15 protein-coding genes are annotated in these 17,668 nt (G+C 40.1%); 5 read left to right on the forward strand and 10 right to left on the reverse strand.

What is annotated here, in order from left to right:
* The first annotated feature begins 49 nt into the window (after window positions 1–49).
* A complete protein-coding gene (gene rpoC / locus OQX61_RS06465) occupies window positions 50–4,336 on the forward strand; it encodes a DNA-directed RNA polymerase subunit beta' (protein WP_265840821.1) in 4,287 nt (1,428 codons plus the stop codon).
* A gap of 124 nt (window positions 4,337–4,460) precedes the next feature.
* Window positions 4,461–4,775 carry a DUF3467 domain-containing protein gene (locus OQX61_RS06470; protein ID WP_265840822.1) on the forward strand — a complete coding sequence of 105 codons (315 nt, stop codon included), beginning with the start codon at window positions 4,461–4,463 and terminating at the stop codon, window positions 4,773–4,775.
* Here OQX61_RS06470 and miaA read toward each other — a convergent pair.
* Genes miaA through OQX61_RS06500 form a run of 6 tightly spaced genes read right to left on the reverse strand, consistent with a single transcriptional unit; the run spans window position 4,772 to window position 10,361 of the window.
* The gene (miaA, locus tag OQX61_RS06475; protein WP_265840823.1) at window positions 4,772–5,683 is read right to left on the reverse strand and encodes a tRNA (adenosine(37)-N6)-dimethylallyltransferase MiaA; all 912 of its coding nucleotides are present in this window, start codon (window positions 5,681–5,683) and stop codon (window positions 4,772–4,774) included. The two genes, OQX61_RS06470 and miaA, sit on opposite strands and share 4 nt — an antisense overlap.
* A 9-nt stretch (window positions 5,684–5,692) precedes the next feature.
* Window positions 5,693–6,355 carry a hypothetical protein gene (locus OQX61_RS06480; protein ID WP_265840824.1) on the reverse strand — a complete coding sequence of 221 codons (663 nt, stop codon included), beginning with the start codon at window positions 6,353–6,355 and terminating at the stop codon, window positions 5,693–5,695.
* Window positions 6,356–6,405: 50 nt separating this feature from the next.
* Window positions 6,406–7,812 carry an HD domain-containing protein gene (locus tag OQX61_RS06485; protein ID WP_265840825.1) on the reverse strand — a complete coding sequence of 469 codons (1,407 nt, stop codon included), beginning with the start codon at window positions 7,810–7,812 and terminating at the stop codon, window positions 6,406–6,408.
* 25 nt (window positions 7,813–7,837) lie between these two features.
* Window positions 7,838–8,404, reverse strand: a complete 567-nt coding sequence (locus OQX61_RS06490) for an L-threonylcarbamoyladenylate synthase (RefSeq protein ID WP_265840826.1) — start codon at window positions 8,402–8,404, stop codon at window positions 7,838–7,840.
* Between the two features lie 6 nt (window positions 8,405–8,410).
* Window positions 8,411–9,538: a glycosyltransferase family 1 protein gene (locus OQX61_RS06495; protein ID WP_265840827.1), complete on the reverse strand. Its 1,128-nt coding sequence runs from the start codon at window positions 9,536–9,538 to the stop codon at window positions 8,411–8,413.
* Window positions 9,539–9,542: 4 nt separating this feature from the next.
* The gene (locus OQX61_RS06500) at window positions 9,543–10,361 is read right to left on the reverse strand and encodes a 2,3,4,5-tetrahydropyridine-2,6-dicarboxylate N-succinyltransferase (protein ID WP_265840828.1); all 819 of its coding nucleotides are present in this window, start codon (window positions 10,359–10,361) and stop codon (window positions 9,543–9,545) included.
* Window positions 10,362–10,439: 78 nt separating this feature from the next.
* On the opposite strand from OQX61_RS06500, the gene OQX61_RS06505 reads away from it, so the two are divergent.
* Window positions 10,440–10,853, forward strand: coding sequence for a S4 domain-containing protein (locus tag OQX61_RS06505; RefSeq protein ID WP_265840829.1), 414 nt, complete (start codon window positions 10,440–10,442; stop codon window positions 10,851–10,853).
* 5 nt (window positions 10,854–10,858) lie between these two features.
* Here OQX61_RS06505 and OQX61_RS06510 read toward each other — a convergent pair whose 3' ends face one another.
* Window positions 10,859–11,575, reverse strand: a complete 717-nt coding sequence (locus OQX61_RS06510; protein WP_265840830.1) for an EcsC family protein — start codon at window positions 11,573–11,575, stop codon at window positions 10,859–10,861.
* Between the two features lie 109 nt (window positions 11,576–11,684).
* Between OQX61_RS06510 and OQX61_RS06515 the strand changes: the two genes are divergently transcribed.
* Window positions 11,685–13,586, forward strand: coding sequence for a TlpA disulfide reductase family protein (locus OQX61_RS06515; protein WP_265840831.1), 1,902 nt, complete (start codon window positions 11,685–11,687; stop codon window positions 13,584–13,586).
* Window positions 13,587–13,681: 95 nt separating this feature from the next.
* On the opposite strand, the gene OQX61_RS06520 is transcribed toward OQX61_RS06515, so the two are convergent.
* The gene (locus OQX61_RS06520; protein ID WP_265840832.1) at window positions 13,682–14,170 is read right to left on the reverse strand and encodes a nucleoside deaminase; all 489 of its coding nucleotides are present in this window, start codon (window positions 14,168–14,170) and stop codon (window positions 13,682–13,684) included.
* A gap of 122 nt (window positions 14,171–14,292) precedes the next feature.
* Window positions 14,293–14,883 carry an OmpH family outer membrane protein gene (locus OQX61_RS06525; RefSeq protein ID WP_265840833.1) on the reverse strand — a complete coding sequence of 197 codons (591 nt, stop codon included), beginning with the start codon at window positions 14,881–14,883 and terminating at the stop codon, window positions 14,293–14,295.
* A 257-nt stretch (window positions 14,884–15,140) separates the two neighbouring features.
* On the opposite strand from OQX61_RS06525, the gene gyrB reads away from it, so the two are divergent.
* Window positions 15,141–17,099, forward strand: coding sequence for a DNA topoisomerase (ATP-hydrolyzing) subunit B (gene gyrB / locus OQX61_RS06530; protein ID WP_265840834.1), 1,959 nt, complete (start codon window positions 15,141–15,143; stop codon window positions 17,097–17,099).
* A gap of 141 nt (window positions 17,100–17,240) precedes the next feature.
* On the opposite strand, the gene OQX61_RS06535 is transcribed toward gyrB, so the two are convergent.
* Window positions 17,241–17,666 (reverse strand): aspartyl protease family protein, encoded by a 426-nt coding sequence (locus OQX61_RS06535; RefSeq protein WP_265840835.1) that lies wholly within the window; start codon window positions 17,664–17,666, stop codon window positions 17,241–17,243.
* Window positions 17,667–17,668: the final 2 nt, after the last annotated feature.

Here is a 17,668-nt window from a genome sequence, read left to right on the forward strand (position 1 = left end):
CTGGTGTCCGTTCCGGCTTTTTAAATTTTCAAATTCAAACAAAAGAGCTATGTCTTACAAAAAGGATAATAAATTAAAAAGCAATTTCACCTCGATCACCATTAGTTTGGCATCGCCGGAGGCTATTTTAGAGCGCTCTAGTGGGGAGGTGTTAAAACCTGAGACGATAAATTACCGTACTTACAAACCTGAGCGTGATGGTTTGTTCTGCGAGCGTATTTTCGGTCCGGTAAAAGATTACGAATGTCATTGCGGTAAATACAAACGTATCCGTTATAAGGGTATTGTGTGTGACCGTTGTGGTGTTGAGGTTACGGAAAAGAAAGTACGTAGAGAGCGTATGGGACACATCAATTTGGTGGTTCCTGTTGCGCATATCTGGTATTTCCGCTCTTTACCAAACAAAATTGGATACCTGTTAGGATTGCCTACAAAGAGATTAGATTTGATTATTTACTACGAGCGTTATGTAGTAATTCAAGCTGGTTTCATGGCAGAAGAAGGTATTCAATACATGGATTTCTTAACTGAAGAGGAATATCTTGATATTCTTGATAAGTTGCCAAAAGAAAACCAATATTTAGACGATAAAGATCCTAATAAATTCATCGCCAAAATGGGTGCTGAAGCATTAGAAGATTTATTGAAACGTATTGATTTAGATACTTTATCTTATAACTTACGCCACCAGGCTGCAAACGAAACTTCTCAGCAACGTAAAAACGAAGCTTTGAAACGTTTACAGGTAGTGGAAGCTTTCCGTGGTGCAAGAACCCGAATTGAGAATAACCCGGAGTGGATGATCATCAAGATTGTTCCTGTTATTCCACCGGAATTGCGTCCGTTAGTACCTCTTGAAGGTGGTCGTTTTGCGACTTCAGATTTAAATGATCTATATCGTCGTGTGATTATCCGTAACAATCGTTTGAAACGTTTGATCGAGATCAAAGCGCCGGAAGTAATTTTACGTAACGAAAAACGTATGTTACAGGAAGCGGTAGATTCGTTATTTGATAACTCACGTAAAGTAAATGCAGTTAAAACTGAAGGTAACCGTGCTTTAAAATCTCTTTCAGATATCCTGAAAGGTAAACAAGGTCGTTTCCGTCAGAATTTATTAGGTAAACGTGTGGATTATTCTGCTCGTTCGGTAATTGTTGTAGGTCCAAACCTTAAATTACATGAATGCGGTTTACCTAAGGATATGGCTGCTGAGCTATTCAAACCGTTTATCATTCGCAAGATGATAGAAAGAGGTATCGTTAAAACAGTAAAATCTGCAAAGAAAATTGTAGACAGAAAAGATCCATTAGTTTGGGATATTCTGGAGAATGTTTTAAAAGGTCACCCGGTATTACTGAATCGTGCACCAACACTACACAGATTGGGTATCCAGTCTTTCCAACCTAAATTGGTGGAAGGTAAAGCGATCCAATTACACCCATTAGTATGTACCGCATTTAACGCGGATTTTGACGGTGACCAAATGGCAGTACACTTACCATTAGGACACGCCGCAATCTTAGAAGCACAAGTATTAATGCTTGCTGCACACAACATTCTAAACCCTGCAAACGGTACTCCAATTACTGTACCTTCACAGGATATGGTTTTGGGTCTTTACTATATTACTAAAGGCCGTAGAACAGACGAAGGACGTGTAGTTAAAGGACAAGATTTCTCTTTCTACTCTCCTGAGGAAGTAATCATCGCTTATAATGAGAAAATGATTGATCTTCACGCGTTTATCAAAGTTAAGGTAAATGTGAAATTAGAAGATGGAACAATCGTTAATAAGTTGGTGGAAACTACTGTAGGTCGTGTACTATTTAATCAAATGGTTCCGGCAGAAGTTGGTTACATCAATGAGCTACTGACTAAGAAATCTCTTAGAGATATCATTGGTCATGTGGTAAAAATTACCGGTATGTCACGTGCAGCAAGATTCTTAGATGATATCAAAGAATTAGGTTTCCAAATGGCGTTCAGAGGAGGTTTATCATTTAATTTACAAGATGTAAACATTCCTGTTGAAAAACAAGCGCTATTAGAGCAAGCATCTGCTGAAGTTGAAGAAGTAAGGAATAACTATAACATGGGATTCATTACCAACAACGAGCGTTACAACCAGATTATCGATATCTGGACTCGTATCAATAACCGTTTAACATCATTCGTGATGACTCAGTTATCAGGCGATAACCAGGGTTTCAACTCTGTTTATATGATGTTGGACTCTGGAGCCCGTGGTTCGAAAGAGCAGATTCGTCAGCTATGCGGTATGCGTGGTTTGATGGCTAAGCCTCAGAAATCAGGTTCAGGTGGTGAGATTATTGAAAATCCGATTCTGTCTAACTTTAAGGAAGGTCTATCGGTATTAGAATACTTTATCTCTACTCACGGTGCACGTAAAGGTCTTGCGGATACGGCGTTAAAAACGGCGGATGCGGGTTACCTTACGCGTCGTTTACATGATGTAGCACAGGATATGATCGTTAATGCAGAAGATTGTGGTACTTTAAGAGGTATGTATACTACTGCATTGAAAGATAATGAAGACATCGTTGAGCCATTATACGACAGATTATTAGGTCGTATCTCTCTACATGATGTATTCAATCCTTTGAATGGTGAATTATTAGTTGGAGCTGGCCTTGATATTGATGAAGATATTGCGAAAGCAATTGAAGAATCACCATTAGAAGGTGTTGAAATTCGTTCGGTATTAACCTGCGAAAACAAACGCGGAGTTTGTGCGCTTTGTTACGGTCGTAACTTAGCAACTGGTAAACGTGTTCAAAAAGGTGAAGCTGTCGGTGTAATTGCTGCACAGTCAATCGGTGAGCCGGGTACACAGTTAACACTTCGTACGTTCCACGTTGGGGGTACTGCATCGAACATCGCTGCAGAATCTCAAATCAATGCTAAATTTGATGGTATCATCGAGTTTGAAAATGTTCGTACAGTTGAGAATGATACTGAAGAAGGCGTAAAACAAATTGTTTTAGGTCGTTCAGGTGAGTTCAAAATTGTTGAGCCTGGTACAAACAAAGTGATCATGACCAATAACATTCCTTATGGTTCATTCTTATATGTTGAGGATGGCGCTAAAATCACTAAAGGTGATAAGATTTGTTCATGGGATCCATACAATGCGGTAATTATCTCTGAGTTCGCCGGTAAAATCGAATTTGATGCAATCGTTGAAGGTGTAACCTTCCGTGAGGAGTCTGATGAGCAAACTGGTCACCGTGAGAAAGTAATTATCGATACACGTGATAAAACTAAAAACCCTTCTGTACGGGTTGTGGATAAAAAAGGTGAATTGATCAGAGGATATAACATCCCTGTTGGAGCCCACATCGCTATCGATGAAGGTGACGCAGTTAAAACTGGTCAGATCCTTGTTAAGATTCCTCGTGCAACTGGTAAAACCAGAGATATCACGGGTGGTTTACCACGTGTAACTGAGCTTTTCGAAGCACGTAACCCTTCAAACCCTGCTGTAGTAACGGAGATTGATGGTGTGGTAACCTTAGGTGGCGTTAAACGTGGTAACCGCGAAATGACGATCGAATCTAAAGACGGAGAAGTTAAAAAATACCTTGTTCCATTGTCTAAACACATCCTGGTTCAGGATAATGACTTTGTGAAAGCTGGTATGCCTCTATCTGACGGTTCAATCTCTCCAGCGGATATCTTAGCGATTAAAGGCCCTGCGGCTGTACAAGAATACTTAGTAAATGGTATCCAGGAAGTTTACCGTTTACAAGGTGTGAAAATCAATGATAAACACTTTGAGGTGATTGTACACCAGATGATGCAAAAAGTTCACATTGAAGATCCGGGAGATACCACTTTCTTAGAGAATAATCTAGCAGATCGTTGGGACTTCATGATTGAGAATGACGAGATCTATGACAAAAAAGTTGTTGTAGAAGCTGGTGATTCAAACACAGTGAAACCAGGACAAATCCTTTCTCTACGTAAATTAAGAGACGAAAATTCTCAATTGAAACGTAAAGATCTGAAACAAATTGAAGTTCGTGATGCAAGACCTGCAACTGCGAGTTCAATGTTACAAGGTATCACACGTGCTTCATTAGGAACGAAATCGTTCATCTCTGCAGCATCCTTCCAGGAAACTACAAAAGTGTTAAACGAAGCAGCAATCGCTGGTAAACGTGATAACATGCTTGGATTAAAAGAAAACGTTATTGTTGGACACTTAATTCCTTCAGGTACAGGTGTACGTGGATATGAGCGTATCATTGTAGGTTCTCAGGAAGAATACGATAAATTATTAGCTTCGAAACAAGAAGAAGTAGATGCTTAATATTTAAATATCTTTTGAAAAGTCCCCCTTCTGTTAAAGTCGGGGGACTTTTTTATGCCCTTAGGTTTGGAAAATAATTAGACATCCATTACGCGGGTATGGATTAAAGTAATAGTTTTGTGTTATGGAAGAACAGCAAAACGAAAACCAATTAAACATTGAACTTTCTGAAGAAGTTGCAGAGGGGATTTTTTCAAACCTGGCCATCATCACGCATTCCAATACGGAATTTGTGCTGGACTTTATCAGAGTGATGCCGGGGGTGCCTAAGGCAAGAGTGAAATCAAGAATTATCCTGACACCAGAACACGCTAAAAGGCTCATGGTGGCAATGCAAGATAATCTGGAGAAATATGAGGCTGCTTATGGCAAAATTAAAACACAGGATGAGCCTCCTGGATTTCCAATGAACTTTGGCGGACCAACAGCTCAGGCTTAAGATTTTAATACGTTATTGATATGAAGGATGACAGCTTTGCTATCATTGGGTTCAAACCAGGCAGTGTTGTCATCCCTTCTAAACCAGGTCAGCTGTCGCTTTGCAAAGCGACGTGTGTTTTGCTTGATCTTGTCTACCGCAGTCTCCAGCGGGATATGACCATCCAGATAATCGAATAATTCAGCATACCCTACGGTATTTAAAGCATTATATTTTCTATAAGCTTGTAGCCCTTTTACTTCCTCCAGCAAGCCTGCATCCATCATTTGATCAACTCTATGGTTGATGCGCTGATAGAGCACAGCGCGATCCATATTAAGCCCTATTTTGACAATATTGAAAGGTCTTTGTTTTTTGCTGTTGGTTTGGTAGGAGGAAAGCTTCTCGCCGGTAGAAAGAAAGAATTCCAGCCCTCTGACCATCCGTTGTGGATTAGCCTGGTCTACCTTTTCATAATACTCAGGATCGTGAATTTTTAGTTGCTGTTTGATGGCTTCAATACCTTCATCTTCCAACTGTTGTTTTAATTGTTCGCGGATGTTGAGGTCTGTATCCGGAAGGTCATCGAGGCCATTACAAACGGCATCAATGTATAAACCGGATCCGCCGACCATAATCAGCAGATCCTGTTTTTTAAAAAGTTCCTCCATTAGCTGTAGCGCTTGTATTTCAAAGTCGCCGGTGCTGAACAGGGTTTCTACACTATGGGAATTAATGAAATGATGAGGAGCTGCATTTAACTCTTCCGCAGAAGGTTTTGCAGTCCCGATTTCCATTTCCTTAAAGAATTGACGGGAATCAGCCGAAATAATTTCTGTAGAAAAGTGTCTGGCCAGTTCAATAGCCAGCGAAGTCTTTCCTATTCCGGTAGGGCCGACAATTACAATTAAGGTTTTATCCAGTAACATGATCGGATATTAGTAATCGTCGTCTTTACCACCATACTCATCATCTTCGTAGCCGTCGTCATCGCTACCATACTCATCTACGTCAGCTGAATCTTCTTCCGAATCGTCATCAATCGTTTTTTCTTCCGTATTGATGCCTCTTCCGTCCATTGCTGCCAGTTCTTCTGTATCTCCCGGAACAAAGTCCAGTTCATTCAGAAAATCAAATTCAGAAGACACTTCGTTAGCAGATACTGCAACGGCATTAAAATTATCTTTATCGATGATTTTAGGCGCTTCTCCCTGACTTTTAACCAGTACAGGGTACTCAAGGTTAGGATCAGTTTCCAGAATGATCTTGATCAATTCTACATGAAAGTCAAACGGACGATCGAAGTTGTAGATATAATAGAATTTCTGATGAGGATCTTCAATAAAACTGCTCAGTTTAGCATTTTCCATTAAAGTTACACCTCTATCTGCTTTACGTTGATTCGGCAGGTAAGCAATTTCGTCTCCTTTGATCCAATGATCGGTACTCACATAGAAAGACGAGGATTTTTCAGCAGAATATCCTGTTGAGCGATGTATCGCACGATGTAAATCTTCAAATGTCTGGTTTGGTTTGATATCGATTTCCCTAACTACCTCATCGAAATCCTCGAAACTTATTCTAAATCTATAAATTGCCATCTGAGCTTTTTTTCTAGCTATAAAATTATAAAATATTATTGTACTTTGTATTAGCGCTTTACGGGCTGCAGGCCGAATTCTTTGGCCTTTTCCAGCATGAACTGTAAAGCTTCCTCGTAACTGTTTTTTATTTCGCCTTCCAGGATTGCTTCCCGAATGGAATTTTTGATCAGCCCAACTTCTTTTCCTGCGCCTAAACCGAATACCTCCATGATATGGGTACCGGTAATTGGTGGCTGCCAGTTTCTTACTTTGTCACGTTCTTCCACATCTTTCAGCTTCTGTTTAACGAGCTCAAAGTTATTACGGTACTTTTTCACTTTGTACTCGTTTTTTGTGGTGACATCGGCATTGCAGAGCATCATTAAGCTCTCTATATCTTCACCGGCATCAAATAACAACCTTCTGACTGCCGAATCCGTAACCACTTCCTGTGCCAGTACAATAGGCCTTAAGTGTAGTTGTACGAGTTTCTGCACCAATTTCATCTTCTCATTTAATGGAAGTTTCAATTGATTGAAAATCTGAGGTACCATTCTGGCGCCTTTGTCTTCATGGCCATGAAAAGTCCAGCCATGTCCTTCTTCAAAACGCTTGGTTGCCGGTTTGGCAATATCATGAAGAATAGCTGCCCAGCGGAGCCAAAGGTCGTCAGTAGCCTCACAAATATTATCGAGAACCTGCAAGGTATGATAAAAATTGTCTTTATGTCCTTTTCCGTTAATGATGTCTACTCCGTAAAGGTTGGCCATTTGTGGAAATACCAGGTGCAAAAGCCCCGTATCAAACAGGTATTTGAAACCTATAGAAGGTGTTTTAGAGAGAATGATTTTATTGAGCTCATCGGTGATGCGCTCTTTGGAAACAATACTGATTCTTTCTTTCTGTGTTTTTATCGCGTTGATGGCACTTTCGTCTATGCTAAACTCTAACTGAGTGGCAAAACGAATGGCCCTCATCATCCTCAATGGATCATCTGAAAAAGTAAGCTCAGGATCAAGTGGAGTTCTGATGAGTTTTTGCTCCAGGTCGTTAATTCCGTTAAAGGGATCAACCAGCTGAGCATAATTGTCTTTATTCAGGGAGATGGCCAGGGCGTTGATCGTGAAATCCCGTCTCAGCTGATCATCTTTGATAGTGCCGTTTTCTACGATAGGTTTGCGGGAATCTGAACGGTAGGACTCTTTTCGGGCGCCTACAAATTCTATTTCCAGATCGCGGGTTTTTATCATGGCTGTGCCGAAGTTTTTAAATACCGCTACCTTGGTTTTGAGTTGTTTACCTACTAATTCGGCAAAGTCAATCCCATTCCCTAATACCACAATATCGATGTCTTTAGAGGGTCTTTTTAAGAAAATATCGCGCACATACCCACCTATTACGTATGCTTCAATCTGATGTGTTTGAGCAATATCGGCAAGGACTTTAAATATTGGATTTTGTAAATGTTTTTCCATTAATGAGTTACAAAAGTAATAAAACTTACTTTCTAATAAAGGAAAATTGACCTCCGGGAGCTAATTTCATGATGGTAGATGGTTTCTTCGGGGCCTGTAGTTCTTGTTCCCAATCGACTACGTAATCTACTGCGGCTTTAATTTCTTCTGAAATCTCATCAAAGATGAGGGGGGAAGGTTCACCGGATTTATTGGCAGAAGTAGAAGTAATTGGTTTACGGAAGCGTTGAATGAGCTGCTGACAAAAGTCATGCTTCACAATTCTAATGCCTACACTACCATCTTCATTGATCACATTCTTAGCCAGGTTTTTTGCGCCTGAGAAGATAATGGTCAGTGGGTTTTCTGCGTACTCGATTAAATCGTAAGCCACGTCAGGGATCTCTGTTACATAACTTTGGAGTTTTGAATCATTGTCCAGCAGGACGATAAAACTCTTATCCGAACTACGCATTTTGATTTCATTTATTTTTGCTACCGCTGCTTCATTTGTAGCATCGCATCCTAATCCCCAAACCGTATCTGTGGGATAAAGAATCACCCCACCGTCTTTTAATACCTGAAGGGTCTTTTCAATTTCTGTTCTAAGCATAACCTGTTATTTCTGGTGATTGGAGAGTACCCGGGTATAAATTTCAATCATTTTTTCAGTGAGGACCCGTGTGTCAAATTTTTCAACATATTCCAGCCCTTTCACTTTCATTTCTGTGGCAAGGGCAGGTGTGTTCAATACTTTATTTATAGAAAGGGAGAGCGCCTGATGATCAAATGGGGAAACATATAGGCTATGTTCGCCTCCGGCTTCTTCCAGACAAGAGCCTGTTGCTGCAATTACCGGAACACCGGAGTACATGGCCTCTATAATTGGAATGCCAAATCCTTCATATAAAGAAGGGTAAACGAAGGCGCTGGCCAGCTGATATACGGAAGGCAGTTCATCAAAGGGCACATTTTGCAAAAAGGTCACTCTGGATCTCAAACCAAGTAAGTCAATTTCTTTGTTGACGAGGTCGGTATAGGCAGTTTTTTTTCCGACCACAACGAGCTGATAGTCCGGATGGATTTCCGGTAATGCTTTAATCAGCGTCATCAGATTTTTCCGGGTTTCAATCGTTCCTACATTAAGAATGTATTTTTCGGGAAGCTGGTGTTTAGCCCTGACCTCCTGCTTTTTCTTTTCATCGGCAGCAGATTTGAAACTATCATCGCAGCTCTGATAAACGACCTCAATTTTATCAGGGTCTGTATTGAAAAAATGAATAAGGTCTCTTTTTGTACATTCACTGATGGCCACTATTTTGTCTGTATATTTGCAGGCATAGCGGAATTTCACCTCGTAAATAAAGCGATCTATCCTTCCGTAATATTGAGGAAACCTGAGGAAAATAAGGTCATGTATCGTGACTATACTTCGAATTCCGGAGTGTTGAATTCCCAGGGGGATTTCATGACTAAGGCCATGAAACAGATCTATCTGATCTTTTCGCAATTGTTTTTTTATTCCCGAAGTTCTCCAGAACCATCCGGGACGGTCTGGAAGCTCGATCTGAATCCCTTTAATCTGCAAAAAACGGGAGATCTGCGCATGTTCCTTTACTTTGGGCGTGTAGACAAAGTATTGGTTTTGAGGGAAAAATTCTGCCAGGTGGGTGATCAAAGACCTGCTGTAATTTCCCAGTCCTGTTAAGTTATTCGCTGCCCTCTTTCCGTCAAAACCAATCTTCATTATATTATACTGCTACATTATTTTCTCTCAATGCATCATTTAGAGAAGTCTTTTTATCTGTAGATTCTTTACGCTGACCGATGATCAATGCACAAGGAACCTGGAATTCACCAGCAGGGAATTTCTTCGCATAGCTACCTGGAATAACTACTGAACGTGCAGGAACAATACCTTTATATTCAATTGGCGTTTTTCCTGTTACGTCGATGATTTTTGTAGAGGCTGTTAAAACCACGTTTGCACCTAAAACGGCTTCTCTTTCTACACGTACACCTTCAACAACGATTGCTCTTGAACCAAGGAAACAGTTGTCTTCAATGATTACCGGAGCAGCTTGAATTGGCTCTAAAACACCACCAATACCAACACCGCCACTTAAGTGAACATGTTTACCAATCTGTGCACATGAACCTACAGTAGCCCATGTATCCACCATTGTGCCTTCGTCAACGTAAGCACCGATGTTTACATAAGAAGGCATCAAGATCACACCTTTGGCTAAATAAGCGCCATAACGTGCGATACCATGAGGTACAACTCTTACTCCTAATTCTTTATAATTGGTTTTCAATTTCATTTTATCATGAAATACAAAAGGACCAACTTCAATTTCTTTCATTTCTCTGATTGGAAAATAAAGGATTACTGCCTTTTTGATCCACTCATTCACAGCCCACGAGTTCAGTACTGGTTCAGCAACGCGCAATTCACCTTTATCAAGTTGCATAATTACCGTTTCTATTGCCTCGCAATATTCACTATATCCTAATAAAGTTCTGTCTTCCCAAGCGGCTTCTACTAACTTTTTTAATTGTGCTATCATGTTTTAAGTTATTTTTTGACAAAATAAATCAATTTTATGTATAGACCATTGTTTTCTATAATGTATTTTTGATTTTTTATGGCAGAGCAAGAAAAATTACGGATAGATAAGTACTTATGGGCAATAAGATTATTTAAGACCAGGAGTTTGGCGACAGAGGCTTGTAAGGCTGGTCGGGTTAAATTTAATGGTAATAATCTTAAAGCTTCTGCAATAGTAAAACCTGGAGATGTGTATCAGGTATCCAAAGGAATAGAGAAGAAGGTGATTGAAGTGGTGGATCTTTTATACAATAGGGTAGAGGCGAAAATTGCGGTGACTAAATATAAAGACATCACCCCTGTGGAGGAGACTTACGGTTACAAAACGATGTATCATGCACCGGTATTGACAAGGGACCGTGGCGCAGGTAGGCCGACAAAGAAAGACCGTAGAGAGATTGATGACCTGACCGGTGGTCTTTTTGAAGAAGAAGAAGGAAAGAAAGAGTAGGTTTGCTATTTTAATAGCCTCATTCTATAGGCTTGCATTGCTGTGGTACCCAATGATTTAATCAATTGATAATTGGCAACTGCGCCTACAGCAGCACCAACTATTGGTAGAAGCTGGGCCAGTTTGGCCAGATCGATGTAATCCCGGTATTCCTGTTGAAAGGTTTTCCAGTCAAAGCTGTCCACGTTTTCAGGGAGTATATGTAACTTATCTTCCCAGTTTTCCATGTGCATGAAAACTTTGGTGCGTCCCTGCTGACTGGAAAAAGCAAGCTGAAAAATATACAGCAAATACAGGCGCTCTCTGTAATCTTTTACGTCAAAGCCATATAGGGCGGCAATTTCAAATAACAGTTTCATTTTTATGCCAATGAGGATTGGAAAATCAGCCATGCTCATTAGAAAACCGCCGGCACCGGTAATTCCCCCTTCTGCGGCTCCGGTTTTACAATAATTGTCAATTTTCGACTTCACCAAAGCTTCTCTGTGGACCAGGCTCATTTCCAATGCAGGCGCATTAGAAGTGGTATAGGTAGAACCATAAAGTACTCCTTTGATCATGTTTTTGATGGTAGCCGTTATCGCAGCATGAACTTTTTCAGGGATATAACTATTGATTTTCTTCTGAATATTATTGGTCATTTTATTGAAAAATGAGGGTTTAAGTCTCATTTTCCGCTTCCAGAATTCCAGCTCTATGGTTATTTTTTCTTCGTAATTCACGATCGCATATTACAATAATTATTCCTGAAAGATTAAAGTTTAAGTATTTGCTTATCAGCTCTGAAAACTATACATTTAGTTATTCCTAAATAAACCTAAATTCTTGATTATGTTCATCTCAAAAAAAATTATTTTTTCGCTCCTGCTGTTTAGCTCAGCTTCTGCCGGAGCTCAGCAGGTGGTGTTCAGCAGTAAAGCCCCCAAGGGGGGCGAGCCACTTAGTTTTACTTACGATCCAGCTGGTGGTATTTTCGCTAATGAAAAGGAACTTACCTGTAGGGCACGATCTTTTGTGAACCTTAAGCGGTCAATTGCTATGGTTACCCTCAAAAAAGAAGGAAATGTTTTCAAAGGAACATTCCATCCTGCGGATAGTACAGACCTCGTTAGTCTCATTTTTTCTGCGAAAGCACCTACAGAACTTAGTCCGGAGGGGTATTATACGCTGTTCTATAATAAAGGGGTAGTAAAGCCAAATGCTTATCTGGCAGAAGCGCAGTTACTCACAGTCTTGAGCAGACTGGGGAGCTTAAAGGCCGATCCGGCTAAAGCAGTGAAATCTTATGAAAAGGCATTTGCAGCAAAACCGGACTTAAAAACTGCGTTTACAGGCAATTACCTAACTACAATGTATGGCCTGGACAAAGTGAAAGGAAAAGCATCGATCGATAGTAAAATTAAAAGTTATCAGTTGCAAAAGAACCCTTCAGAAGTTGATTTGATGACTTTAATGTCATTACACCTGCTACTCAAAGATAAAGCTGCTGCAGACGCTTTAAGACCAGTCATTATAGCCAAATTTCCTAAAGGAAACCTGGCTTATAATGCGGCGAGAAAGCCACTATATGACATAAAAGATCTTGAGGAGAGAGGGAAGAAATTTGATGCGCTAGTGAAGGACTTTGGTTTGGATCCGAAAAAAGAAAAGGATGCTTTGAGTATCAATAGTCTATATGGCCCGCTCGCTCATATGTTTGCCAGTAAAGGGAATATGGAGATGTTCAATTTGTATTCAGCAAAGATTATCAATAGAATAGCGGCAGCTTCCACAGCTAATAATGTGGCCTGGGGTCTTGCAGAGAAAAATCAGAACATAGACTTTGCAGAATTGTTATCAAAGAAATCACTGAGCATACTGGAGGAGGCAAAGCAAGGGGAAGTGCCGGATGATTATGCTTCAAAGGAAGAATATATTCAGAGTATTGAAAGTGCATACCGGGGAAATTCGGATACCTATGCGCTGATTTTGCACCATAAAGGAAATGATAAAGAGGCCGCAATTTATCAGGCTAAAGTAGGTTCTGACACAAATTCTGACGGAAATGCCCGGTATGTCATGTATCTGGAATTGGCTGGTGATCAGGAAAAGGCTTTCAAAGTTGCTGATGCTTTTTTGAAAGTAGGAAAAGGAAACGAAGAGATGAGAACAAGGTTTCAAAAGCTTTATGAAAAGCAGAATCTAACTATGCCTTTCAACACTTATATGCTGGATGTTGATAAAGCTGCAGCTTCAACTACACGCACAGCCTGGGTTAAAAAGATGATGAATGTTCCAGCGCCTGCATTTAATCTGAGGAACTTAAAAGGAGAATATGTGAGTTTAGCGAGTCTCAAAGGAAAAGTTGTAATTGTGGATTACTGGGCCACCTGGTGTGGGCCATGTATAGCTTCTTTTCCGGGAATGCAGAAAGCTCAGGCCAAATATGCTGCTGATAAAGATGTGGTGTTTTTGTTTGTGAATAGCTTGCAGCGGGAAGAGAACAGAGACAAGCTCGTGAGAGACTTTTTAAGAGAGAAAAAGTATGATTTTAATGTGCTTTTTGATACGAAAAATAAGGTGGATCCGGAAGTTTTTGATGTGATTACTGCTTACAATGTTCCCGGCATCCCTACTAAATTTATTATTGGCCCTGATGGAAATATCAAGTTTAAAGCCGTGGGATTTTCAGGAACAGCTGATGCCGTAGTAGAGGAGCTGGATCAAATGATCAGCCTGGCCAAATCAAATTAAGAAGAAATATAAAAATATATAAAGCCATCCTGAAAGGAATGTTAACTGCGTAGTCATGTGCTAAATGAAACATTCCCTTCAGGATTTTTTTGAAACTAATAGGTTACCCTCATTGGAGAATGCTCCCAGAGTTTAAAAGCCTGGATAGCTTCGTCTCTTAGCAATTGCTGTATAGGCAAACTGCGCTCCGACATCGGCTTTTCCAGTTCTTCATAAATGAATTGGTCATCGAAGCCGATATTTGCTGCATCCACCTTCGTATTGGCATAATAGATCGTGTTTATTCTGGACCAGTAAATAGCGCTCAGACACATCGGACAAGGCTCACAACTGGTGTAAATCACACAGCCGGTCAGGTCAAATGTTTTCAATTTTTTACAGGCGATTCGAATGGCTGATACCTCTGCATGCGCCGTTGGATCATTTGTGCTGGTTACTTTGTTGCCACTTTTTGCGATCACTTTACCGTCTTTAACGACTACTGCACCAAATGGACCACCAAGTTCATCGGTTACATTTTTCTCGGAAAGGCCGATGGCTATACGCATAAATTTCTCGTGTTGTTGCTGCGTTGTATTTTCCATTGTATTGATTTTTTGTATTTAATTTGAGAAGGATTGCGTCCTGATTTCAGGGCTGCCGCCAAAAAATCAGCACAAAAAAAATGCCCCGATTATACGGAGCATTTAATTTCATCAATAGATGATTACTTTTTGTAAGCTGCGTTCAATCCTACGATCACTTCACTGGTTACGTCTAAAGATTCATCAGCGAATAAGATTGCGCTGTTACCTTTTGAATAAGTTAACACCATTTTGAAGCCTTTACCTTTTGCATAAACTTTCAGGTATTCAGCAACTTTATCATATAATTTTTCATTCTCAGTGGCTTGCTCATTTTGAAGTGCAGCACCTGCATTTTGAGAATAAGCCTGTAATTCTTGTTGTTTACGTGCTAATCTTTCTTCTGTAGAAGCTCTTTGATCAGCAGGCAACGTGTTTTGTTGTTGTTGGTATTGAGCTACTTCACGTTGGAAAGCTTGTTGTTTAGAAGCAAGATCCGTTTGTGCAGTTTTCGACTTTGCATCAAGCTTAGTTTTTAAGTCTTTGAAATACTGATATTTTGTTAACAGGGAATCAGAATTTACATAGACGATTTTCTCTGCGCTTGTTACTGTAGCCGACTCAGATTTTGGAGCAGTGGTACCTGCGTTTTCTTTGTTCTGGCAAGAAGCCATAACGGAAACTAATGCAACTGCAGTAGCAATGCTGCCAAGTTTTAATGTTGATCTTTTCATCTAATGATTATAATTGATTTTTTGTTTTAATTTTTTGAACCTATCGCCCTTCCAGCTAATTTAAAACTGGTTTTTCCGGACATTTCCATCCCTCTGGAATGATAAATTTCAACAAATATAAAATTTCAAATTTAGTATCCTAAAAAACTACGGTTTTTAGCTCATTTTTAGTGCTTTTTTGGTCAAATAGTTATCCACATTTGCGGTTAATTGGGCTAAAATGGTTATTTTTGAATCTAATTGTTTTTTTAAAAATTATGAGCGAAGAAAAGGATCCAAAGTCAAATTATTCGGCAGATAATATACAGGTTTTAGAAGGTTTAGAAGCGGTGCGTAAGCGCCCTTCGATGTATATAGGAGACACCGGAGTAAAAGGATTACACCATTTAGTTTACGAGGTAGTAGATAACTCTATTGATGAGGCGTTGGCAGGTCATGCTGACACGATATATGTAAATATTCTTAAAGACAACTCGATCAGGGTTGAAGATAACGGTCGTGGTATTCCTACCGGAATTATGCAGAAAGAGCAGAAATCAGCTCTGGAAATCGTAATGACGGTATTACATGCCGGGGGTAAATTTGATAAGGATACCTATAAAGTTTCCGGTGGTCTGCATGGTGTGGGGGTAAGTTGCGTGAACGCATTATCAACGCATTTAAAAGCAGAAGTTCACCGCGAAGGAAAAGTTTGGGAGCAGGAATACCAAAAAGGAAAGCCACAATACGATGTTAAAGTGGTTGGCGAAACAGATAAAAGAGGAACGGTAATCACGTTTACTCCGGATCCTGAAATCTTTACCCAGACTTTAGAGTATCGTTATGACACTTTAGCCAGCAGGTTAAGAGAGCTTTCTTTCCTGAATAAAGGAATTAAACTAACACTTACTGATGAGCGTGAACTGGATGAGGAAGGAAACCCGATATCGGAACTTTTCCACTCTCAGGGAGGCTTAAAAGAATTCGTTCAGTTCTTAGACGGAGGTCGCCCTTCACTAATTGCAGAGCCGATTTATGTAGAAGGTATCAAAAATGGTATTCCGGTAGAGCTTGCTTTACAATACAATGATAGCTATGCAGAAAACGTACATTCTTATGTGAACAATATCAACACTCACGAAGGAGGTACACACATTGCAGGTTTCAGAAGAGGTTTAACCAGAACATTAAAAGCGTATGCAGATAAATCTGGATTGCTTAAAAATGTTAAGTTTGAGATCACTGGTGATGACTTTAGAGAAGGATTAACGGCTGTTATTTCTGTGAAAGTACAGGAGCCGCAGTTTGAAGGTCAGACAAAAACAAAACTAGGTAACTCTGAGGTAATGGGTGCGGTTGATATCGCCGTTGGTGAAGCACTGAACAATTATCTGGAAGAATATCCAAGAGAAGCAAGACTGATCGTAAATAAAGTAATTCTTGCCGCTACGGCACGTGCAGCAGCACGTAAAGCGCGTGAGATGGTACAACGTAAGAGCGTAATGGGCGGTTCAGGTTTACCTGGTAAGCTAGCCGATTGTTCAGATAGTGATCCGGAAAAATGTGAGATCTACCTTGTCGAGGGAGATTCCGCGGGTGGAACTGCCAAACAAGGTAGGGACCGTAATTTCCAGGCTATTCTTCCATTGAAAGGTAAAATCCTGAACGTAGAGAAAGCAATGGAGCACAAAATCTACGAAAACGACGAGATCAAGAATATGTTTACAGCATTAGGTGTAAGCATTGGAACTCCGGAAGATGATAAAGCGCTTAACCTGACTAAGCTTCGTTACCATAAGGTCGTGATTATGACGGATGCGGACATCGATGGATCACACATTACGACCCTGATCCTTACTTTCTTCTTCAGATACATGAAAGCATTGATTGAAGCCGGTTATGTGTACATCGCAGCGCCACCATTGTACCAGGTTAAAAAAGGGAAAGAGCATGAATATTGCTGGAATGACCAACAACGTGATCAGGCAGTACAGCGCTTAAAAGGTGCAGGTAAAGAAGAAAGTGTACATATCCAACGCTATAAAGGTCTTGGAGAGATGAACGCAGAGCAATTATGGGATACAACCTTAAATCCTGCTACACGTACTTTGCTACAGGCAACTATTGAAAATGCTGCTGAATGTGACCATACCTTCTCCATGTTAATGGGTGATGAAGTTGGTCCAAGAAGAGATTTCATTGAAAGAAATGCAAAATATGCTAAGATTGACGCTTAATTAGCGGATCAAAATAACAATTAAACAGCAAAGGAGGTGCCCACAAGGTACCTCCTTTGCTGTTTACTAAACTGAATACATTCCCACTGTTTAGGGTAGTATTTCAATACATAACCGTTATTTAGGAGTATATTTCAATGCTTAGTTGCTATATAAGAATAGCTTAAGTTTTTTGTAATTGATGACGGCCTCATATTTTAAGAGGATATCGCTGCCAATAATACCGGCAATCATAGGATGTCCCATTTGATCGTAAGCCTGGTTTACACTTTCCAGATCCAATGCTACGGTTTCATAATCATGAATGACTAATCTGCCCATCTTAATTTTAGGTATGGTGGCCTGAATGGTGCTTGAAGTTGCAAACAAGGTAGTAGCATGAGTTTCCTCACCATATTCCAATTCTGAAATATTGTTTTTGATCAGGGTCATGTCAAACACGGACCGGGAGGCTCCGGTATCTAAAACTACAAAAGATTTCTTCCCAAAAACAACAATTTCCACCAAAAGGTGGAAACCGTCGTCTTGTAGATTTATTAAGGTTAAAGGAACAGTAATCGTTCTCATTA

This window comes from Pedobacter sp. PLR, assembly GCF_026239675.1.
Lineage (GTDB): Bacteria > Bacteroidota > Bacteroidia > Sphingobacteriales > Sphingobacteriaceae > Pedobacter.

What these genes read in the sequence shown, in the direction of transcription:
- rpoC (WP_265840821.1), top strand. Translation starts at nt 50, where the DNA reads ATGTCTTACAAAAAGGATAATAAATTAAAAAGCAATTTCACCTCGATC.
- OQX61_RS06470 (WP_265840822.1), top strand. Translation starts at nt 4,461, where the DNA reads ATGGAAGAACAGCAAAACGAAAACCAATTAAACATTGAACTTTCTGAA.
- miaA (WP_265840823.1), bottom strand. Translation starts at nt 5,683, where the DNA reads ATGTTACTGGATAAAACCTTAATTGTAATTGTCGGCCCTACCGGAATA.
- OQX61_RS06480 (WP_265840824.1), bottom strand. Translation starts at nt 6,355, where the DNA reads ATGGCAATTTATAGATTTAGAATAAGTTTCGAGGATTTCGATGAGGTA.
- OQX61_RS06485 (WP_265840825.1), bottom strand. Translation starts at nt 7,812, where the DNA reads ATGGAAAAACATTTACAAAATCCAATATTTAAAGTCCTTGCCGATATT.
- OQX61_RS06490 (WP_265840826.1), bottom strand. Translation starts at nt 8,404, where the DNA reads ATGCTTAGAACAGAAATTGAAAAGACCCTTCAGGTATTAAAAGACGGT.
- OQX61_RS06495 (WP_265840827.1), bottom strand. Translation starts at nt 9,538, where the DNA reads ATGAAGATTGGTTTTGACGGAAAGAGGGCAGCGAATAACTTAACAGGA.
- OQX61_RS06500 (WP_265840828.1), bottom strand. Translation starts at nt 10,361, where the DNA reads ATGATAGCACAATTAAAAAAGTTAGTAGAAGCCGCTTGGGAAGACAGA.
- OQX61_RS06505 (WP_265840829.1), top strand. Translation starts at nt 10,440, where the DNA reads ATGGCAGAGCAAGAAAAATTACGGATAGATAAGTACTTATGGGCAATA.
- OQX61_RS06515 (WP_265840831.1), top strand. Translation starts at nt 11,685, where the DNA reads ATGTTCATCTCAAAAAAAATTATTTTTTCGCTCCTGCTGTTTAGCTCA.
- OQX61_RS06520 (WP_265840832.1), bottom strand. Translation starts at nt 14,170, where the DNA reads ATGGAAAATACAACGCAGCAACAACACGAGAAATTTATGCGTATAGCC.
- OQX61_RS06525 (WP_265840833.1), bottom strand. Translation starts at nt 14,883, where the DNA reads ATGAAAAGATCAACATTAAAACTTGGCAGCATTGCTACTGCAGTTGCA.
- gyrB (WP_265840834.1), top strand. Translation starts at nt 15,141, where the DNA reads ATGAGCGAAGAAAAGGATCCAAAGTCAAATTATTCGGCAGATAATATA.
- OQX61_RS06535 (WP_265840835.1), bottom strand. Translation starts at nt 17,666, where the DNA reads ATGAGAACGATTACTGTTCCTTTAACCTTAATAAATCTACAAGACGAC.